General features: G+C 45.9%; 18 protein-coding genes. 8 read left to right on the top strand and 10 right to left on the bottom strand.

Annotation, left to right across the window (positions count from 1 at the left end):
• Positions 1–73 precede the first annotated feature (73 nt).
• The 3 genes from hemG to hemE all read right to left on the bottom strand — a co-directional run bounded on the left by hemG (position 74) and on the right by hemE (position 3,426).
• Positions 74–1,423, bottom strand: coding sequence for a protoporphyrinogen oxidase (hemG, locus tag WD077_10095; protein ID MEX0967580.1), 1,350 nt, complete (start codon positions 1,421–1,423; stop codon positions 74–76).
• Positions 1,416–2,318 carry a ferrochelatase gene (gene hemH, locus WD077_10090; protein ID MEX0967579.1) on the bottom strand — a complete coding sequence of 301 codons (903 nt, stop codon included), beginning with the start codon at positions 2,316–2,318 and terminating at the stop codon, positions 1,416–1,418. Before hemH ends, hemG begins: the two co-directional genes overlap by 8 nt.
• Before the next feature lie 76 nt (positions 2,319–2,394).
• On the bottom strand, positions 2,395–3,426 hold the full coding sequence (hemE, locus tag WD077_10085; protein ID MEX0967578.1) for a uroporphyrinogen decarboxylase: 1,032 nt from the start codon (positions 3,424–3,426) through the stop codon (positions 2,395–2,397).
• A 262-nt stretch (positions 3,427–3,688) separates the two neighbouring features.
• Here hemE and WD077_10080 point away from each other — a divergent pair, with 262 nt between their 5' ends.
• The 5 genes from WD077_10080 (at position 3,689) to WD077_10060 (ending at position 7,100) form a co-directional block, all read left to right on the top strand.
• Entirely contained in the window at positions 3,689–4,639 is a 951-nt protein-coding gene (locus WD077_10080) for a J domain-containing protein (GenBank protein MEX0967577.1), read from the top strand.
• Between the two features lie 20 nt (positions 4,640–4,659).
• Positions 4,660–5,016: a chaperone modulator CbpM gene (locus WD077_10075; GenBank protein MEX0967576.1), complete on the top strand. Its 357-nt coding sequence runs from the start codon at positions 4,660–4,662 to the stop codon at positions 5,014–5,016.
• Between the two features lie 134 nt (positions 5,017–5,150).
• The gene (locus WD077_10070; protein ID MEX0967575.1) at positions 5,151–5,783 is read left to right on the top strand and encodes a trimeric intracellular cation channel family protein; all 633 of its coding nucleotides are present in this window, start codon (positions 5,151–5,153) and stop codon (positions 5,781–5,783) included.
• A gap of 134 nt (positions 5,784–5,917) precedes the next feature.
• Complete coding sequence (locus WD077_10065; protein ID MEX0967574.1) at positions 5,918–6,580, top strand: NAD(P)H-dependent oxidoreductase; 663 nt, start codon at positions 5,918–5,920, stop codon at positions 6,578–6,580.
• 28 nt (positions 6,581–6,608) lie between these two features.
• Positions 6,609–7,100 carry a VOC family protein gene (locus WD077_10060; protein MEX0967573.1) on the top strand — a complete coding sequence of 164 codons (492 nt, stop codon included), beginning with the start codon at positions 6,609–6,611 and terminating at the stop codon, positions 7,098–7,100.
• 310 nt (positions 7,101–7,410) lie between these two features.
• On the opposite strand, the gene WD077_10055 is transcribed toward WD077_10060, so the two are convergent.
• The 5 genes from WD077_10055 to WD077_10035 form a co-directional block, all read right to left on the bottom strand.
• Positions 7,411–10,662, bottom strand: a complete 3,252-nt coding sequence (locus tag WD077_10055; GenBank protein ID MEX0967572.1) for a PKD domain-containing protein — start codon at positions 10,660–10,662, stop codon at positions 7,411–7,413.
• A gap of 165 nt (positions 10,663–10,827) precedes the next feature.
• Entirely contained in the window at positions 10,828–11,241 is a 414-nt protein-coding gene (locus WD077_10050) for an HNH endonuclease (protein MEX0967571.1), read from the bottom strand.
• A 566-nt stretch (positions 11,242–11,807) separates the two neighbouring features.
• Positions 11,808–12,416, bottom strand: a complete 609-nt coding sequence (locus tag WD077_10045; protein ID MEX0967570.1) for a hypothetical protein — start codon at positions 12,414–12,416, stop codon at positions 11,808–11,810.
• A 163-nt stretch (positions 12,417–12,579) separates the two neighbouring features.
• Complete coding sequence (locus tag WD077_10040; GenBank protein ID MEX0967569.1) at positions 12,580–13,158, bottom strand: DNA-3-methyladenine glycosylase I; 579 nt, start codon at positions 13,156–13,158, stop codon at positions 12,580–12,582.
• An 81-nt stretch (positions 13,159–13,239) separates the two neighbouring features.
• The gene (locus WD077_10035; GenBank protein MEX0967568.1) at positions 13,240–14,778 is read right to left on the bottom strand and encodes a YifB family Mg chelatase-like AAA ATPase; all 1,539 of its coding nucleotides are present in this window, start codon (positions 14,776–14,778) and stop codon (positions 13,240–13,242) included.
• Between the two features lie 185 nt (positions 14,779–14,963).
• On the opposite strand from WD077_10035, the gene WD077_10030 reads away from it, so the two are divergent.
• The 3 genes from WD077_10030 to WD077_10020 all read left to right on the top strand — a co-directional run bounded on the left by WD077_10030 (position 14,964) and on the right by WD077_10020 (position 19,297).
• Positions 14,964–16,460, top strand: coding sequence for a hypothetical protein (locus WD077_10030; GenBank protein ID MEX0967567.1), 1,497 nt, complete (start codon positions 14,964–14,966; stop codon positions 16,458–16,460).
• A gap of 69 nt (positions 16,461–16,529) precedes the next feature.
• Positions 16,530–17,096: a YqgE/AlgH family protein gene (locus WD077_10025; GenBank protein MEX0967566.1), complete on the top strand. Its 567-nt coding sequence runs from the start codon at positions 16,530–16,532 to the stop codon at positions 17,094–17,096.
• 122 nt (positions 17,097–17,218) lie between these two features.
• Positions 17,219–19,297 carry a dihydrofolate reductase gene (locus tag WD077_10020; protein MEX0967565.1) on the top strand — a complete coding sequence of 693 codons (2,079 nt, stop codon included), beginning with the start codon at positions 17,219–17,221 and terminating at the stop codon, positions 19,295–19,297.
• A 1-nt stretch (position 19,298) separates the two neighbouring features.
• Here the strand turns inward: WD077_10020 and phoU are convergent, their stop codons facing one another.
• Both phoU and pstB read right to left on the bottom strand, forming a co-directional pair.
• Positions 19,299–20,000 carry a phosphate signaling complex protein PhoU gene (phoU, locus tag WD077_10015; protein ID MEX0967564.1) on the bottom strand — a complete coding sequence of 234 codons (702 nt, stop codon included), beginning with the start codon at positions 19,998–20,000 and terminating at the stop codon, positions 19,299–19,301.
• Positions 20,001–20,031: 31 nt separating this feature from the next.
• On the bottom strand, positions 20,032–20,781 hold the full coding sequence (gene pstB, locus WD077_10010; GenBank protein MEX0967563.1) for a phosphate ABC transporter ATP-binding protein PstB: 750 nt from the start codon (positions 20,779–20,781) through the stop codon (positions 20,032–20,034).
• Between the last annotated feature and the right edge of the window lie 22 nt (positions 20,782–20,803).

Here is a 20,803-nt window from a genome sequence, read left to right as displayed (position 1 = left end):
AGGATTCATCCTGTTGTATTCAAGAATTTATAAATAAAGAAACCATTGCAAATAGTCGTTTCTGCGAGTAACGCTAAGCGCTCACCTTTTCGGCTACCTCTTTAGCCTGCCGCACGCAGTCGGCAATTCCGGCACCCCGGTAGGACGCTCCGGTAACGTGTATCCCGGGATGTTGCAAAAGGAGCGTTTCGATATGATTAACGCGTTGCAAATGTTCCATGTCGTATACCGGCTGGCCGTTGGCCCAATGGCGCAGGTCAGTCAATTCAGGGACGCCTTCAATGCCCAGGATTCCGGATAATTCTTTTTGCACAGATCCCATTATTGATTCTGTATCAGTTTTACGGAACTTTTTGTTTTTGTTCAGAAATGCGCGGAAGAGCACGTGGGCCTGCGCTGCCCGGCCAGCCCACTTTGCGGAGCTGAAGGTTACGGCCGAGATGTTTTCCTGCTCTGGTGCCGGAACCAGGAAGCCAGTGCCTTTCAGGGGATTCTGCACTTGCTCCTGCCGGAAGCCGAAGGTAATGATAGTACTTGATGAGTGGCGAATGCTGCCCAGCGCTGCGGAGAGCGGTTTATCCAGTTGAGACAGGATCTCTGAGGCCGTAAATGCAGGTACAGCAAGGATCACCTTCTCCGCTTCTATTTGGGTGCTTTCTGTTTGTATATGCCACTTATCACGAAAATATGCAATGCTCCTCACTTTCGCTCCCATTATTACTGAGGTTTGCTTGAGGTGTTGCCTGATAGCGTCAGGAAGCGTTTGCATTCCATTTTTGAAGCTATGAAAAATAGGTGGCGGGGTGGGATTTTGTTTCCGCCTGGTCAGCACAGCCTTCGTTATGCTTCCGAATTCTTTCTCCATTTTGCGGAATTGAGGGAACGATGCTTCCAGGCTCAACTCGTTTGCACCGCCTGCGTGGATGCCGGCAAAGAGCGGCCCTGCGAGTTTTTGCAGCATTTCCCTGCCAAACCGCCTTTCTATAAAAGCGGCCAGCGATTCATCTTCGGTGCCTTTTGCGGAAGGCACCAGGCGCTCCAGAACAAGGCGGATCTTTCCCTGCCACGAGATGAGTTCTGTGCGCAGGAAAGCGCCAATATCTGCCGGAACCAGAGCTGAAAGGCCGGCAGGTACCTCCTGTAGTTTTTTGCCTGAATAAATAAAAAAGGTGTTGTGTTGCGGTGCAATCACTTCCTGCTGCAGATCCAGTTTTTCGATCAATTTCCCTATTACGGGTTTGGCTGCTACATAGGCATCCGGACCCTCTTCTATCAGGTAATGCTGCGTTTTCCGGGTTTTCAGCTTACCTCCGGTTTCTGCTCCAGCTTCCAGCAGAATGATGTCCTTTGCCCCGTTTTGCTCCAGGAAATATGCCGTTGCCAGGCCGCTGATCCCACCTCCGATGATGGCAGTTTCAGCCATTGATTTTTTCGGTTATAATTTGTGCAAAAGCCTTGATAAGGAGCGGATCACTATTCAGCGAGGTTGTGCGTACCTGCTTCATTCCCAATTCCTGACACAGTTGCTGCGCTTCGATATCAATATCATAAAGCACTTCAAGGTGATCAATAATAAATCCGATAGGGCATATTAATATTTGATTTTCTCCCTGGTCGTGCAGCCGTTTTATCATTTCAGTTAAATCCGGGCCGAGCCATTTTTCCTCCGTACGGCCAGCGCTCTGGTAAGCAAATTCCCACTTTTCCAATCCGGCCTTTTCAGCAAGGATTCGTGAGGTTTCCATGAGTTGGTCAGCATAAGGATCGCCTTTGTCCAGGATTCGTTCCGGCAGGCTGTGTGCCGTAAAAATGCAGGTAAAATTGCCGGGAGATAAGTCCTGGCGGGCTTCTTCAATTTTCTGCGTCAGCGCCTGTATAAAGAGCGGGTGGTTGTGATATTCATCAATATAGAGAAAATCGGGAGCACCTTTGGTCTCATATAAAGCATCCCGGACCTTTCCCTTGTACCGCTCTATGCTCATAGAGGAATAATGGGGCGACATTACAATGCCAACGGCTTTCCTGATGCCATCGTGGGCCATTTGCTGCACTGCCTCATGTATCCAGGGCGTCCAGTGCCGCATTCCCACATATACTTTAAAGTTCGCCCCCAATAAATTCTGTAAGCTTTCAGCCTGCTGATTTGTAATTTCCAGCAAGGGCGAGGTGCCACCGATTTCAAGGTACCGGTCCTGCAACTCTTGGAGCGCTTCTCTTGTTGGCCGCCTTCCCCTGCGGATGTCAATATAGTAAGGCTCTATTTCTTCCATATTGCCGGGGCTGCCATAAGCCATTAACAGAATGCCGTATTTATCCATATCTAATTGTGCCTTTTACTTTTCAGTGCAGGCTTTTTTGATTAAGCTTAATGAACAGGAAAAGGTTTGATCCGGATCAGGATACCGGGTGGGCATGAACGAGATCTACCAGGCGCCTGAGATTCTCAGGCGGGGTTGGAGGCAGAATGCCATGACCGAGGTTGAAAATAAATCCGGGCCTGTCTGCCTGAGCAAGAATAGCTTTGGCACGTTGCGCGATCCGTTCCCAGGGACCCAGCAAAATTCCCGGATCCAGGTTTCCCTGCACGGCAACATCATGGCCGAGCCGTTGCCACTCCTGCTTTACGTTCATTTTCCAGTCCAATCCGATCACGTCTCCGCCTGCTTTTTTCATCAGGTCAAGAATATGCCCGGTGCCAACCCCAAAATGAATGATGGGCTGAGACAACGGCTTCAGCCCGTCAAAGAGCTGTTGCATGTGAGGAAACACAAATTCCTCATAATCTTCGCGGCTTAGATTACCCACCCAGCTATCGAAAATCTGCAGTGCATCGGCTCCTGATTCTGCCTGGTAGGTGAGGTAGTGCGTCAGCATTTTCACAAGCTTTTCCATAAGCTGGTGCCAAAGCTTTGGCTGCGAGAACATCAGCGTTTTTGTATGGATATAATTTTTGCTGCCACCTCCTTCCACCATGTAGCTTGCCAGAGTGAACGGTGCTCCGCAAAAGCCGATCAGGGGAATTGTCAGGTGCTTCTTCAGCAGTTCAATTGATTCTCCCACGTATGCCAGTTCCTGAGCCGGATCAAAATTTCGCAAAGACGCTATCTGTGCAGGATTGCGAACCGGGTTTGCGATATGCGGTCCGTGATTTTCCCTGATCTCGAAGGGCACACCAAAAGCAGCAAATGGCGTGGCAATGTCAGAAAAAAGGATCGCGGCATCCACCTCCATTTGTTGCACCGGAAGCAGGGTAACTTCGGCACAAAGCTCCGGAGTGTGTACTACCTCCATAAATCCATGCTTTTTCCGGATCTCCCGGTATTCAGTCTGGTAGCGGCCAGCCTGCCGCATAAACCAGACGGGGATATGATCAGTGGATTCACGCCTGCAGGCACGCAGGAAATTATCGTTCGTTATATTATTCATTGGGGATATTTAAAGAAATTCTTGGAAGAAAAGGAATTAATAGGAACAGGGATCTGACGGATTGAGCGGGTTTACACAGATAAAAAAAGTCCGTCAATATTAGTTAGATCAGTTAAATCCGCGTTCCCATCAACGGCAAATTTTTTTCATTAAAATTCCAGTTTAATCAAAAAATAAAACTTTGTTACCCTTTGTCGTTTTAAAATTCTTGTATTTATAAATCATCAATTTTGCAGGCGTAATTAACAGTTAAAGAGGAATCGTGGATTTTAAAGACTACTACAATAGCCTGGGTGTAAGCAAGACCGCTACACAGGACGAGATAAAGAAAGCTTACCGGAAGCTGGCGCGGAAGCATCACCCGGATGTAAACCCCAATGACAAGCAGGCGGAAGATAAGTTTAAAGAGATCAGCGAAGCTAATGAGGTGTTGAGCGATCCAGAGAAACGAAGGAAATATGATGAACTGGGAGCCGACTGGAAGCGCTACGAAACGGCAGGAGCCGGAGACGGAGGATTCGACTGGAGCAAGTATGCCAACCAGGGACAGCGCGGAGGGGGAAGAACGCAGTACCGGTATGAGGGAGATGCAGAGGATCTCTTTGGTGGCGGGGCAGGTTTTTCTGACTTCTTTGAGAATATTTTTGGTGGCGGTGGCTTCAGGCGTGGTGGAAGGAGCGGACGCCAGCGTGCATTTAAAGGACAAGACTACCAGGCGCAAATGGATATAACATTGGAAGAGGCGTTTCATGGAACATCGCGGCTGCTTGAACTGAATAAGCAGAAGCTGCGGATCAACGTGAAGCCGGGTGTGGCTGACGGCCAGAAGCTGCGGCTGAAGGGCAAAGGAAGCCCCGGAGTACAGGGTGGTGAACCTGGCGATCTGTATATCACTGTCCGGGTGCTGCCACACACACGGTATCAGCGCGAAGGCGATACGCTTATCGTGGAGCAGCCGGTTGTTTTGTATAAAGCGGTGCTGGGCGGAAAGGTGAGCGTGGAATTGCCCGATGGTGTGCTTAATATCACAATTCCGGAAGGAACGCGAAACGGAAGTACGTTGCGCATCCGTGGCAAAGGATTCCCGATTTATGGCAAAACTGGCGTGCGGGGCGACCTGCACTTGAAAGTATATGTGGAGGTGCCGCAGAACCTGACTGACAAGGAAAAGGAATTATTCCGTGAATTAGAGGTACTGAGAAATCATTCATAATTTCAGAAAACCGGATTATTATGGAGCAACAGAAAAATCTGATGACAATAGCCGAAATAGCTGAATTCTGCGGCCTGGAGCGCGAAACTGTGGAGGAACTCCTGGAGCAGGACATCATTGCCTGTGCAGAGCGCCATCCGGAGCCGAAGTTCAGTGAAGAGCAGGTAGTGCTTGTGAGGCGGGTAAGGCGACTGAACCAGGACATAGGTGTGAACCTGCCCGGCATAGATGTGATCTTCCACATGCGGGAACGGATGCTGGAAATGCAACAGCAAATGAAGGAGATGGAAACGCAGATGGAGCGGATGAGACGGAAGCATCACGAGACACTGCGATCGGCCCTGGTGCAGGGCGGCATGTTCCACGACCTGGATTAAATCCAACCTTCCGTATCATATTATTTTCCCCGGCCTCAGCCTTACAGCTCGCCCCTGCGCAAACAGATTTTCAGGTTTGTTGCAGTTTTGTGAAGGTTTTTCCAAGCACACAAGACGTCCGTATTTTACCCACCATGTCAATCCTTTTTCAGTCAAACTACACAATGATCCTGGACCTTGCCGGCACTTTTGCTTTTGCAATCAGCGGCATCAGGCTGGCATCAGGAAAAAATATTGATTGGTTCGGGGCGTATGTGATAGGATTGGTAACGGCCATCGGTGGCGGAACAACAAGAGACCTTTTGCTGGATGTAATTCCTTTTTGGATGGAAGATTCCCGCTATTTACTTACCACGGGCGTGGCCTTGCTGGCAATAATTATTTTAAGGACAAAACTCATTAAGTGGGGGCATACGCTGTTTCTGTTCGATGCCATAGGACTGGGCTTGTTTACGGTAACCGGAATAAGTAAAAGTTTAGAAGCCGGCCTGCCGATGTGGGTATGTATAATAATGGGCACTATTACAGGAGCAATAGGTGGCGTATTCCGTGATATTATTATTAACGAAGTACCGCTGCTTTTCAGAAAAGACCTATATGCCATTGCCTGCATCCTGGGCGGCATTGTGTATTTCATTTGCTATCAGTTCAAAGTATTAATCCCTTATCACGAACTTATAGCAGCAGCAACAGTTATTTTGATCAGGATTTTAGCGGTTAAATTCCATCTTCAACTACCAAAATTAAAATCTCTTAATACTGAATAATTAATCCCCCATTGAGGGTCCGAAGGACTCCTGACTCTTTCAGAGGTGAAGGGGGGCGTTGGTGCCCTGGCGTCTAACCGCTCTCATTAAATTCGTGGTAATACCAAATAACTTAGAAAAACAATTCCGGAAATATGAAAATAGAAGAAAAAGATAATAAGCACGAGACGGTAAGGTTTCTTGTCTTTTCAGCTTCTCTCAGAAATGATTCGCTCAATACGCAACTGGCTAAATTGGCGGCATCAGTCATCGAAAAAAATGGCGGTGTAGTGGATTTCGCAAATATGGCTGAATTTGATTGTCCATCGTTCAATCAGGATATGGAAAAAGATAATTTTCATCCGGCAGGGGCAGAGGAATTAAAAAAACGAATTTTAGCAAATGATGCCTTAATTATTTCTTCTCCTGAATATAATGGTTCAATGCCCGGCTTAATTAAAAATGTGATTGATTGGGTGTCAAGGTTTCGTCCGCAGCCATTTAATGAGCGCCATGCCTTGCTTATGTCGGCTTCCCCTTCAATGGCAGGCGGAAACAAAGGGCTATGGTCGCTCAGAATACCACTTGAGCATCTGGGCACACGCGTTTATCCTAAGATGTTTTCATTGGCAATAGCCCATAAAGCATTCACGCCCCAGGGAGAAATTGCAGACGAAACCCTGGCAGCTCGCTTTCAGCAAAACCTGGAGGCATTTATGGACCTTGTTGAAGCGGCAAAGCATTATCCATGTATGAAAAAAGCATGGGTTGAGTTTTTAGGCGAGCAGCCTGACCCCGCTACAGACAGGGTTGAATAAAACGGGTAACTTTTAAAACATATTTATTATGGATCCCTATTATATACCGGCACAAACACGCATCGGGCATGTGCATCTCAAGGTTTCTGATCTTGAACGTTCATTAGCGTTTTATCACGATTTATTGGGTTTTGAAATAACCATGAAGTATGGAGATCAGGCAGTATTTGTTTCTGCCGGTGGATACCATCACCACATAGGGCTGAACACATGGCACAGCAAAGGCGCGCCACCTGCTCCCATACGGAATGTTGGCCTGTTCCATACGGCAATCGTTTACCCCACAAGAAAAGATCTGGCAATTATCTACAACCGCGTACGCAGCGCGGATTACCCCTTTACCGGAGCCAGCGACCACGGTGTGTCAGAAGCATTGTACCTTGACGACCCTGATGGCAACGGAGTAGAACTGTATTGGGACCGGCCCAAAGAACGCTGGCCAACCAAAGCTGATGGATCAATAGAAATGTACACCAGGCCGCTTGATTTGGAAGATTTGCTGAAGGAGCTCGGTGAATAAACCACTGACCAGTTACAAAATAAGGCGGCTTGGTTTGATTTAGAAATTTATAGAACCTGCTCATAGGACTACACTTGTTTATATTAAAATTAACCGGCAGCCAGCTTTAATAATCCTCCACAGAATTATACAATGCAATACAAATAATTTAGTATAGGAAAAGCCCGAATTTATTTAATTTTTCCATCCAATATTTTTCACAAAGGCCATTAATTTTCCTGAATGGGGCTGACCAATGATATTCTTATCTTTTTAAACTAATGAAATTCCCAGTTCATAACTAAACTTGCTGTCAAAGCACTAAATTCCCTTATTGCACCACTACGCGCACTACGGCCCTTTCATTTTCTACATTGAATAACTGAAGGAAATAAACTCCCCCTGCCAATCCTGAGACGTTGCCTTCAAAATTGTTTCCGGCAGCTTTCATTATCAGCACTTCTTCTCCCAATGTATTTTGGAGCACAGCCTTGTGCAATCTTAGCCCATTTTGCGGGACAATGGTCAGTTTGCTGGTTACCGGGTTGGGGTATATTTTTACATCCACCAGCCAGGGTATTTCTTTAATGGCGCTATTGTCAATGTTTACTTGCAGCGTATCGGCATTCCAGCAACTATTATTTCCGGTGCTGCGGACTATAACGCTGTAATTCCCAATTACCGCAGGATATGTATGCACAGGATTTCGCTGTGATGCATTATTCCCGTCATCAAAATCCCAGTAAAAATCAATCAGTGAATCGGGCGAAACCAGTGTGAATTGAATTTGGAAAGTGGAAAGCGGGTTAAAAGAGGCCGTCAGCCGTGGGCGTGGAAGCACCTCAATTTCTGAGGTATCGCTGTTGGCACATTGCGCTGCGTAGTTATAAATCACCTTATGCTTGCCTTCGCCAGCCAATGCCGGTGTAAAGCTATTGTTGACAACGCCCGGCCCTGACCAGGTTCCGCCTAAAGGTTGCCCGGCAAGATTGATCGGGGATTCGTGAATACAAACTGCGGTATCAGCTAAGGCGAACACCTGCGGCAAATCGTGTACAGTGGCCAGCAGACTGTCAGTATTTGTGCAGCCGGAACCATCCGTAAACCGGTAGGTCAGTGCAAAATTCCCTAAGCCAGAAAGGGCGGGGTAAAAGCTGCCTGCCACTACATAAGGGCTTAACCATGATCCTCCTGTGGGCGAAGCTTTCAATTGCACAGGCCAGCCGCTCTTGCATGCATTAATGTCATTTCCGGCATTTACCTGCGGCAACGCCCGCACCGTGGCCTGGACAGTATCCCTGGCCGTGCAGCTATTTGTATCTGTAACCGAATATATAAGCTGGTGATTTCCTGCTCCTGCAAATTCCGGAAGGAAAATCCCTGAAAAAATTCCCGCTCCGGCCCAGCTTCCACCGGTTGGAGTACCTGCCAACACTACCGAATCGCCATTGAGGCAGCGCGAAAAATCCGCCTGCACAGATACGACTGGGGCCGGATGCACGGTGGCAGAAAGTGTATCGGAAGCCGTGCAGGACAAAGAATCGGTGAACGTATAGATCAATTCAGCATTGCCCGCACCCGCCTGCACCGGATTGAAATACGACTGCGAACCGGAATTTACCACGCCTGTCCCACTCCATGTGCCATTGGCCGGACTTCCATTCAGCAACACCGAACCGCTATTTTGGCAAACCGAAATATCCAGACCTGCCGAAACCACGGGATTGGGCGCAAGGGCTAACTGAACCGAATCCATATTGCTGCACCGATTGCTATCTGTATAAGAATAGTATAACCAATCACCAAAAGATGCCTGAGAAAGGTCCAGTTGGTTGTTGCTCACCCCGGGCCCAAACCAGTTGCCACCCGAGGGCGATGCATACGGCATTAGATCCAGGGTATCTGTAGTGCTGCATGTTTCAATAGTTTTTAGTGTAATGGTTGGCTTCGCCAGTAGAAAAACTATGAGGTCATCTCTTCCCTTGCAGCCTACGGAGTCGGTAACATGCAAGGTAAAACCTCTGGCTGAGGTGATTCTTCCCTGATAAACTTCTGAAGTGATGGAATCAGGCATCCACAGATAGCTATAGCCACCGTTGCCGGTTAGAACTGTCGGTGCAAGAAAGAACCAATCATTCCAACACACCGCAGTATCGGGTCCTACTGTCACCGTTACTTCCTGATATAGAGGAACAAAAACGCTATCCTGAAAAATGGTTGAACATGATTGATACGCTGCCTCCAGAATAAATGGCTTCCATCCTCCCGAATCAAATTTATAGGTACTAAATGTCCCTGAAAAGGTAAGCGTATCAACTTGCCATGCATAATCTATATTTGGAACAACCGGGGCTGCAAACTCTACCCTTCCACAACCGATGGGACCGGATGAATAGGATATGGACGGCATGGAATCCAGTTCAACACGCAACTCACGTAATAGTAAATTATTGAGCGGACACGCATTATCCCTTGCGTAAATGGTGATTGGGTATCTTCCAGGTGCAGTGTTTTGAGGAATCCATTCGAGATGACCATACACCGAATCGCCTGTACCGGTATACGTGATAGACGCGCCCGGCATTAAACCGGCATGCGATACGCTGACAGTGTCGGCTGAGTCGCTATCGCTAATAAGAAAATCAAATTTCAGCGTATCTCCCTGGCACACGCGGGCCGAGGTGCTTCCAGTGTAAATTGGGGCGTTGTTGGAACTAGAGTCAGTCGTGATGATTTGTTGCCACTCGCGCCTTGTGCTCCCAATTTTAGTTCCGCCCCGGTATTCTGTTACTTCCACGGCAAACCAGGTGGTTTGCGCTTGCATTGGCCTGAACATCAGATCACCTGATTCGGGTAAAAGGTGCAGGCCACGGCACAGCGGGGGGTTATATGGCAGGGTGGTATTGCGAAACCCATTGAAATACAGTGGTTTATCATATCTGTAAGGAGACAAAAATGTAAGACCGGTAGCAGAATCCTGAAAGGACGACACAAGGGAATATACCAGAGAATCGCCATCCGCATCAGTACCATTGAAATTATAACTATAACATTGGCCTGCTACAATTAAAAAATCAGCGTCATTCTCTAACACCGGGGAACTGTTAATAAAGGTATCGCAGGAATTGATTTCGCAATAGGTATAGAGGGGAGCCGAATTATATGTCATTCCTTCCCGGCAGCATTGGCTGAAACTGATCCTGAAGCTACAACTTGCCTGAGATGAAAGATCAATAGTATCCACATATATCCTCTTCTCTATGCCATAAGGAAAAGTGGAGGTGGATGCCTGACAACGGGTTTGAATACTGGTACATTGGCCGGTTACATCTTTAGAAGATACCTTTATCAGTTCAATAGTATCCACAAACGCATGGTTGCTGTCTATGCTCTGAAGTTTTATTTCAATGGTATCGCCCAGGGTTGTTCCGTTGCAATCTGTATAAATTATGGCAGTTATCTCATAGGTGGCATTCCCCAGTGCTTTCCATCTGAGCTCTGAGCCGAGAAGGTCTACTGCATTGGTCTGTGAGGAGACCAACATTAAAAGGGAAAACAGGAGTGGCTTGTAAATTTTATTCATAGCGGTTCTGTTGTATATTGAATTCAGACACACAACATCAAGCGTTGCCAAAAATGTTTCATTTACTGAAATTAGTTTTATCAAAAATCTTGACCCCCTGTAAATTACCCCTTGTAACCTCTTTGAAATCCGGGTCAAAGTGGGTGTTCAGGACAAGACATGGTTTTACATCAGCGCTGCTTTATATTCATTTCCATTCAATTTCTCAGAATAAATTTCTGTTGTTTTCATTTCATTTTTCCGTTTTCCATAATCGAATAGCTTATGGCAATTAGGACAAAGTACTAATATATTGTTCAATAGGTCTTTCGCTCCTTCGGCTTTTGCTTTAATATGGCAGGTCTCAATATAGAAGTCGCCATTTTTTTTACGAATTTGGACAGTACAAAATTGGCATGTATAATTTCTATACTTTTTAATTTGTACCATCAAGTAGTTGTGTCTTTTGAAAGACTTTCCATTAATTGTAATAATTTTAGAACTTTCTCTTTCACAAAGTTTTATCCTTTCCTGTGATTCTTCTGTTGATAGGTGTTGGTTTTTAATATCATTTCGATGCTCAATTTCATTTTGTTCCAAATTGTTTTCAAGAGACTTTATTTCTGAATATTCTGCAATTAAAACCTGGCCAATTGGAACAGATACTATAAATGATTTAACGCATCGGCCTTATATAGATTTTCCAAAACTGGAAATTCAGCAATCAAATTTTTCTGAATCTCCTTAACCTGTACATAATTTCTAAAGGTTTTAGTGAAAGATAACGTATTGCCTATTTTATTAAGTGCAATAAGCGTTTTATTATTCATAACCGGGTAAAGATCAGGGTTTATCCTGTTTAAATAAATGGTTGCTATACCTATACCGAAATGAGGAAAACTAACTATGCGTTCAAACCAATGATATAGGTCAAGCTCATTACTAAAAGGCTCTATGACGAATGATTTAAATTTTAACAAATCATTTTTTATTGCCTTCTTAAACCTGTTTTTCGTGCGAGAGCCTCCTGTCTGGACCATTCCACCATCACCAACAAATTCATAGAAGAAATTTATGAATTCTTCATTGCTAAAATTTGCCAGCGTTGCTTTAGTTATATACGCTGTTGTGCGGTCGCTTTTTATTCATTGTCCTTGATTTCCCAGTCATTGTTCATTTACACCGTCAACTGCTGCGTGAAATTTCGCAACAAATCCATCGTCAACTCCATATTCGCTAAATTTTTTAACTGCCCAGTCAAATACTGTAATTCCAAATCCTGTGTCTTTATGAACAATGATAGAGTGATAATATGGTTGTGAATAAAGCCAATCGTAACCTTCTAATTGTCTGAAAAGTTGTCCGAGCAAAACACCAAATTTACAAACTGTCATTAAGTAAGGATTTGAAAAATCTTTTGGATCGCTTTCTTTTATTAGTTCAGATATTTTTGCTCTGTCATAGTATTTGTCAACAGCGTCTAAAAGTTCAAAGTCTATGGTGTCAGAATTATGAATAAATGAAAAGTCTTCCAGAACGGCTTTGGACTTCGTGTCATTTATAAGAGTTTTTACATTTTTTAAATATTCAGGTGGCAAAGACTGTATTTCGTCCAATTTAAGTGGTTGTCCTTCAAATGCAGCAATTTGATACATATCAGGTCTCGTCATTTTTGGTCTATCGTATTCATCATACCAAGGACTTAAATATTTAACGAAAAGTTCGTCACAATGAGGAAGTTTCTTTTTAAATAATCCCAACATATCTTTTCTCATTTAGCATGTTGCATGGCTTCTGTTATCCTTTATCCGGTTTCATTACTCTTCCATAATTTTAATCTCTTCCTCAGTTAGCACTTCCGGGTTATGTGTGCTTGTGCATTTAAAGAAAGAGGGAAGGACAGCATGTTCCCTTGATCTAGATCAATTCAAAAAAACATTACTGCTGTTCGCTATTTTTGATTTCCTGATAGCGAAAGCAATCCACCACGTGATCATTTACCATACCTGCGGCCTGCATAAAGGCATAGCAAATGGTGGTGCCCACAAATTTAAAACCCCGTCTTTTCAGGTCTTTGCTCATGGCATCACTCTCCTGCGTACTGGCCGGGGCTTCGGCCATTGTTCGCCAGCCATTGTGGATGGTCCCGCCTCCGGTAAACTGCCAGATATAAGGATCGAAGCCGCCATACTCCTCCTGCACGCGGAGGAAGGCCCTGGCGTTACCCACCGTGGCATGAACCTTAGATTTGTTGCGGATGATGCCGACATCCTGCAACAGCCGCTCAATATCTTTATCAGTGAATTGTGCCACTTTTTCCGGCACAAAGTGCATGAAAGCCCGGTCGAAATTTTCGCGTTTGTGGAGTACTGTTCGCCAGCTCAGCCCGGCCTGGAAAGCATCCAGCACCATATATTCAAACAGCAACCGGTCGTCATGGACCGGAACGCCCCATTCTTTATCGTGATATAAGATCATTGCCGGGTCATCGCCTGTCCAGCCGCAACGTTGCTTCATGTCTTTTTGGGTTTATTAAATTTTAGGCTATGATTTAAATGATGGTTCATTTTTGACTTTCTTTCGTTTTAGCTGGTTTTCTCAGGTTCCCCAATTTTCCCGATCCAGGCTGCGGTATTGAATGGCTTCGGCAAGATGCTCGGTTTTGATGTCGTCCGATCCGGCCAGGTCGGCTATGGTGCGTGAAACCTTGAGAATGCGATCGTAAGCCCGTGCGGAAAGATGGAGCCGTTCCATGGCCGTTTTCAGCAGCGTTTGCCCGGCCGATGAGATTGTGCAGATTTTCCTCAGTTGGTTGCTGCTCATCATGGCATTGCAATGCACCTCCTTCGATTCTTTGAAGCGCTCGCTCTGGACATCCCGGGCCAGCGTAACGCGCTGCCTGATACTCTCGCTTTTTTCTTCGTGCTGCTGTGATGAGAGTTGGGCAAAATCCACAGGCACTACTTCTACATGTAAATCTATGCGGTCCAGCAGCGGCCCGGAAATTTTGTTGAGATAGCGTTGCACGGTTCCGGCTGAGCATACGCATTCCTTGTCAGGATGGTTGTAGTAGCCGCAAGGGCATGGATTCATGCTGCTTACCAGCATAAAGTTCGAGGGATATTCCACGGTGAATTTTGCGCGGGCGATCGTAACTTTTCGCTCTTCGATGGGCTGGCGCAATACCTCCAGAACGGTGCGCTTAAATTCCGGCAGCTCATCAAGAAAAAGGACGCCATTGTGCGCCAGTGAAATTTCACCCGGCTGCGGGAAGCCACCTCCGCCCACAAGAGCTACATCGCTGATCGTGTGATGTGGCGACCGGAAAGGCCGGTTGGTTACAAGGGAAGAATTGTCATTCAGAAATCCGGCTACCGAATGGATTTTTGTGGTCTCCAGCGCTTCGTAAAGGCTGAGTGGCGGCAGGACAGTGGGCAGCCGCTTGGCCAGCATGGTTTTGCCTGCCCCCGGTGGCCCCACCAATATTACATTATGGCCACCAGAGGCAGCTATTTCCAGGGCTCTCTTTATATTTTGCTGTCCTTTTACATCCGCAAAATCCAGATCGCTCGCACAGAGACTATTGAAAAATTCCTCTCTCGTATCTACCACGGTTGGAACAGCATCGCTCGTTCCATTCAGCATTTCCACCACCTCCCGCATACTCTCCATTCCATAAACATTAAGTTTATCCACAATGGCGGCTTCACGGGCATTCTGTTTCGGGAGAATGAGTCCTTCAAATCCGTCCTTTCGTGCCTGTATAGCAATGGGCAATGCACCCTTGATCGGCATAAGGCTGCCATCGAGTGATAATTCGCCAATCATCATGTACTTCTCAAATTTCTCCGGGTTAACCTGTTCCAAAGCAGCCAACATAGCTACCGCAATTGGGAGGTCGTAGGATGAGCCTTCTTTGCGGATATCAGCAGGGGCCAGGTTCACCACCACTTTCCTGCGCGTCAGCCGGAAACCGTTGTTCAGGATTGCGGCTTCCACGCGCTGCTGGCTCTCCTTCACGGCATTGTCCGGCAAGCCCACGATGAAGAATTTTATGCCCTGGCTGATGTTTACTTCAACGGTTATGGTCTGGGCATCAATACCCTGTACTGCGCTTGCGTAAGTCTTTTCGAGCATCTGGTTTCTTTCAGAAGGCAAAATAAAGATTATCCTGCTAAGGAACAGCAAATTCCACAAACAGAGCCGATCTCCGTATCCAAATGCTGTTCTACACCGGCTCCTACCATTGCAGAAACTGCCTGCCCGGCTTAATTTCAAACCGCTAACATTGCAAATCTAATCTCTGCGTTTTGAAATATTAAATGAAGAAGATAACAGCGAATTTCCACCTGGTGGCAGTGTTGGCCGGATCGTTATTTCTGTATTTGGCTTTCCCTACAAGCAATGCTTCGATTGACGGCTATACCTATGCCGCTTCAGTGAAATATGGAGAAGAGTTATTTCATCCGCATCACCTTCTGTATAATCTCCAGGGCTATGCGCTGCACCGTGCGGTATCCTCATTTTTTGATGAAGCGGATGCCTTGTACTTTATGATCGGGCTAAACGGTATTTATGCTTTTCTAATTCTTGTGGTGCTCCTTTTTTGTTTGCGGAAAATGGGTGCGGAAAAGCGAAAAGTCCCCTGGCTGCTGATGATTGCCGCCTTCAGTTTTGGGCCGTGGCGTTTTGCTACTGAAAACGAGACCTACATTCTTCCCATCCTCTTATCGGTTACAGCAAGTTATTTTTGGATCAATGGCCTCCAAAACCGGAAGGGGAGCCAATTTGCGCTAAGCGGATTTTTTGCAGCGCTGGCCATTCTTTTTCACCAGCTACACATATTCTGGTGGCTGGGCTTGCTGGCCGGATGTCTCTTATTGAAAGGCCCGGGAGAAGTAAAGCGAGCCGTAGTATTTACCGCCCCGGCATTGATCATTCCTTTGGCCTATTTGCTGGCACTGCATCATCTGGGGTTGGAACTTTCGCTAGCACAGCTTCAGCAATATGCGCTGCATGAATATATGCGGGGAAATGCCTCCGCAGGCATCGGGTACATGAGTTTCGTGCTGACGCCCATCAGCTTGTTCCGTTCATTTTTCCAGGTACACGGATATGTCTGGAAAATGCTCTTGATTGAGAAAGCTTTCTGGATTCCTGCCATCATTTCCTTATTTCTTGCAATTGCAGGACTTTTTTTTCTTTTAAAAAGAAAATGGCAATTAAACAGAACCTTTTTACCAGTTGCAGAAATTCATCTGCTCATCCTGTTACTCACGCTTGTTTTTGCTTTTCTATCCTACGGAAATGCTGAATTTTTGGCAGGCATCCCTGTGATCTTGGTAATTCTGATGGCATGCTTTAAATATGTTTCAACGCGCGGATTAGCGGCTATTGGCGGAGCACTTCTGGTCTGGAACTTTTGGTTTGGAATATGGCCGCTGTATCATTTCGGGATGCAGCAGGATGAAATGATCGCCCGTTATATGATGAGTTCGCCTGAATCCGTTTTTATCCTGGAGGATCCTGTACGGCCCGCAAGTATTATGTATTATCAATCTCATACAGCGCCCCTATCTGCTTTTCGATGCGAACGGATTGATTCTTCGGAGATCCGCCTGATGGTGGAGGAGGCTTCCGTCAGTGGAAAAGCAGTATTCAGCAATTGTGGTGGCCAACCCCAGGTAATGAGCCGGGCCGCCCTTTTGGCAGCGGAAGGTTCGGCTGGGGTATTGTCCGATTTTGAAACTGAGGTTGCGGATTCTGCACAATCTTTCAACGGCTGGCATTTTCTCTACACCGTCAGGAACCGTCAATAAATCCGGAGGTATGACTTTTGTCATTTTTAAAAATCTGATCTTTAATCCTGAATTAAGCATTATTTTAATATGGAAAACGAACTGGAAGGACCACAACCCGGCAAGCTGTTGATCTCAGAGCCATTTCTTTATGACCCGAATTTTAAGCGGTCAGTTATTTTATTATGTGAACATCATGATAAAGGAGATCTCGGTTTCATTCTTAATAAACCGCTGGAGAATATTTTTTTGCATGATGTGGTGGAGATGCAGAATGGAAAGGACATTCCGGTATATTTTGGCGGGCCGGTACAGCAAAACACCCTTCACTTCCTTCACCGTGAGCCGGATTTGATAGAATCAAGCCAGTGCATAACGGAAGGCCTTTATTGGGGAGGAAACTTTGATCTTGTGAAGCTGAAGCTTGATTCAGGTGAATATGACCCGGCCAACTTTCGCTTTTTCATTGGCTACAGCGGCTGGGGCGAAACCCAGTTGCAGGAGGAGGTAGACCAGCATAGCTGGATCGTAACTTCTGTAAAAGTGGGCGACATCTTCCAGCCGGATCTGAGCTTCCTGTGGCGCTCGCTGCTAAAAAGAATGGGCGGCAAATTCAGGATCTATGCCAATAGCCCTGAAAATCCTCAGTATAATTAATTCCTTCTCGGATTACAGATCTAAAGCAAGCATTACGGCTTCTTTGCACTGCTTTTTTCTAATTGGTGCGAAAGCCGTTTTTTTGTGCGTCTGAATTTCCTCCAATCCAAACATATTTGATTATGAATAAAATCAAACTGGTGGTCTTCGTGGCTGTCATGTGTCTTGTAGCATTCGGTTTTTCACGCCAAAATGAGGTTTTGTTCCCAGCCGTGGATGACCCTGCCTCCGGTCGGGATACGTTCCAATATGTTGCTGATACCTTTGCTGATGTCCGGGTGCTGCGTTATAAAGTACCGGGTTTTGAGGAGTTGAGCCTACAGCAGAAAAAGCTTGCGTACTATCTGTACGAGGCGGCATTGAGCGGCCGGGATATGATCTGGGATCAAAATTATAAATATAACCTGCTGGTCCGGAAGACGATTGAATCAATACATAACGGCTACACAGGTGAGCACTCCGGGGAGCAATGGGATGCTTTCGATATTTATTCAAAGCAGGTATTCTTCTCCAATGGCATTCATCATCATTCTTCAGGCATGAAGATTATTCCTGCTTTTAACGAGGCCTATTTAGGAACTTTAATATTGAATACTGATGCTGCAGAACTTTCCTGGTATGGCGAAGGGGCGCCCCAGCAATTGATCAGATTTTTGAAACCGGTGATTTTTGATGCACGGATGGCCGCGAAAAAGGTGAATCAGGCCGCAAATGAAGATGTAGTGAAAACCTCCGCCACAAATTTTTATGAGGGCGTTTCGCAGCAGGAAGTGGAGGATTATTACAAAGCCGTCACAGATACGCTTGATCCCACTCCCATTTCTTATGGTCTCAATTCAAAAGTGATGAAGGAAGGAGGGAATGTAGTGGAGCGAGTATGGAAAAAAGGGGGCATGTATGATGCTGCGATCACAAAAGTGGTTTATTGGCTGGAAAAGGCTGCCTCAGTTGCAGAGACGCCAGAACAGCAAAAAACGATCAACTTGCTGATTGACTATTACAATACCGGTGATCTGAAAATATTCGATGAATACAATATTTCCTGGGTAAAAGACACTGCGGCAAGCCTGGATTTTATTAATGGCTTTATTGAAGTGTATGGCGATCCGCTGGCTTCCAAAGGATCCTTTGAATCGATTGTCTTCTTCAAGGACATGGAGGCCACCAAAAGAATAGACGCCATTAGCCGGCAGGCACAATGGTTTGAAGATAATTCACCTTTGATGGAGGAACATAAGAAGAAGAATGTAAAGGGCATTTCTGCCAAAGTGATCACGGTGATTGTGGAATCCGGGGATGCTTCACCTTCCACACCCATCGGTATTAATCTGCCTAATTCAAACTGGATCCGCGCGGAACATGGTTCCAAATCAGTAAACCTGGGGAATATTGTCCATTCATATAATAAATCATCTGAAGGCAGCGGAATGCTGGAGGCGTTTGCCTTTAAGCCTGAAGAAATACAGCGGGCTAAAGAGTTCGGAACCCTGGCAGATAATCTCCATACGGATATGCATGAGGTGATTGGCCATGCCAGCGGCCGGCTCAATCCGGGTATAGGAACGCCCAAAGAAACCCTTAAGCAATACGCCAGCACACTGGAGGAGGCACGAGCCGATCTGGTGGCACTCTATTATGTACATGACCAGAAACTGGTGGATATGGGACTTATGCCAAGCCTGGAAGTTGGTAAAGAAGCTTATGACAGCTACATCCGCAATGGATTGCTGCTGCAATTGCGCAGGATTAAGCCGGGAGAAAGCATTGAGGGTGCCCACATGCGCAATCGTCAGTTGGTAGCGAGCTGGGCGTTTGAAAGAGGAAAGGAGGAAAACGTAATTGAGCGTGTGATGCGTGATGGCAAAACCTACTTCGTTATTCGGGACTATGACAAGCTCAAAACGTACTTCGGGGAATTGCTTCGCGAAATTCAGCGCATTAAATCAGAAGGCGATTTTGAAGCGGGAAGTGCCCTGGTAGAGAACTATGGAGTAAAGGTGGACAAGGAAATACATGCCGAGGTGCTGAGGCGCATGGCGGAACTGAATGTAGCGCCTTACTCCGGCTTTATAAATCCGGTGCTGAAGCCGGTAATGCAAGATGATGAGATTGCAGACGTGAAGGTGGAATACCCGGTGGATTTCAAAAAGCAAATGCTTTATTATGGGAAGAACTATGGGTTTTTGCCGGTTGTGAACTGATCTACTTCTGCCTTGCTGCCTTGTTGTGTTTCAGAACTTTGGCTTCCAGATAAAAGATCAGTTCTTCTGCGATATTCTTAGTCAGGTCTCCCACACGCTCAAGCTTCTTGATTGCTGAAAAAAGATACAGAGAATCATTGATGCCCTCCTTGTTTCCTTTTGAGACCGCAATGATCACCTCACTGGCTGCCCGGTTTATTTGATTCAGTTCCCGGTCTTTTTCAAACACCCTTCTCACGAGGTCAGAGTCTTCCGTTTCAAATGATTCCAGCGTTAGATCCAACATAGAAATAGCAATATCAAACATCTCCTCGAGCCTGATCTCTTTCAGAACTTTATCATTGAAAGGTTCTTCAATCTGTGCCACGTACTTGCAAATCCCTTTGGCATGGTCACCAATGCGTTCCAAGTGTGTATTCACTTTAAGAATGGCCAGTACAAACCGAAGGTCTACAGCTACCGGGTTGAATAGTGCAAAAATGTTTTCGCAATCCCGGTCAATGCTCAGTTCATTCGCATTCATTCGTTTTTCCCGGAAAATCACCTCTTCAGCCAAATCCTTGTCATGGTTCAGCAGGGCTGTTTTCGATTTCTGAATCTGGCTCAGCGCCAGGCGCATCATTTCCAGCATAGCATCTTTGAGCTGGTTAAGCTCTGTTTCCAAATGCGTCATATTAGTTCTGGATTTGTTTGAATATTTCATAGAATTTAAACTATAAAATTTTAAAAATTAATTACCCGAAACGCCCGGTGATATAATTTTCTGTTTTCTCTTTTTTAGGATTTGTAAAGAGTTGTTTGGTATCATCATACTCTATCATTTCACCCATATAGAAGAATGCAGTTTTATCACTAACCCTTCCTGCCTGGTGCATGTTGTGCGTCACGATCACAATGGTGTAATCCTTTTTCAGTTCATATATGAGCTCCTCTATTTTTGCGGTGGCGATGGGATCGAGCGCTGAAGCCGGTTCATCCATGAGCAGCACGGCAGGTTCCACTGCAAGGGCGCGGGCTATGCAAAGCCGCTGCTGCTGTCCGCCAGAGAGCGCCAGGGCTGATTTCTTCAGGTCGTCTTTTACCTCGCTCCAGAGGGCTGCTTGTTTCAGGCTTTTTTCTACCTGCTCATTTATCTTGTTCTTGTTGTCCTCGCCTTGTATTTTCAGACCATAGGCCACATTTTCATAGATGCTTTTTGGAAAAGGATTGGGTTTCTGAAAAACCATCCCGATGTCCTTTCGCAATTGCTCCACTTTTACCTTTTTACGGTAGATCTCTTTGCCATTAAAGAGTACGTCTCCCTCCTTGCGGAAACTATCAATAAGGTCATTCATGCGGTTGAACATCCGGAGAAAAGTGGATTTCCCACAGCCGGAGGGCCCGATGAAGGCCGTCACAGAATTTCTCCCGATTTCCATATTGATATTCTTCAATACATGAAAATCACCATAATAGACATCCAGATCATTTGTTACAAGCGTCATTTCACGGGGCTTTGCCTGCATT

The organism is Bacteroidia bacterium (assembly GCA_040880525.1).
Lineage (GTDB): Bacteria > Bacteroidota > Bacteroidia > CAILMK01 > JBBDIG01 > JBBDIG01.
This window is presented reverse-complemented; position numbering and strand designations above follow the sequence as displayed.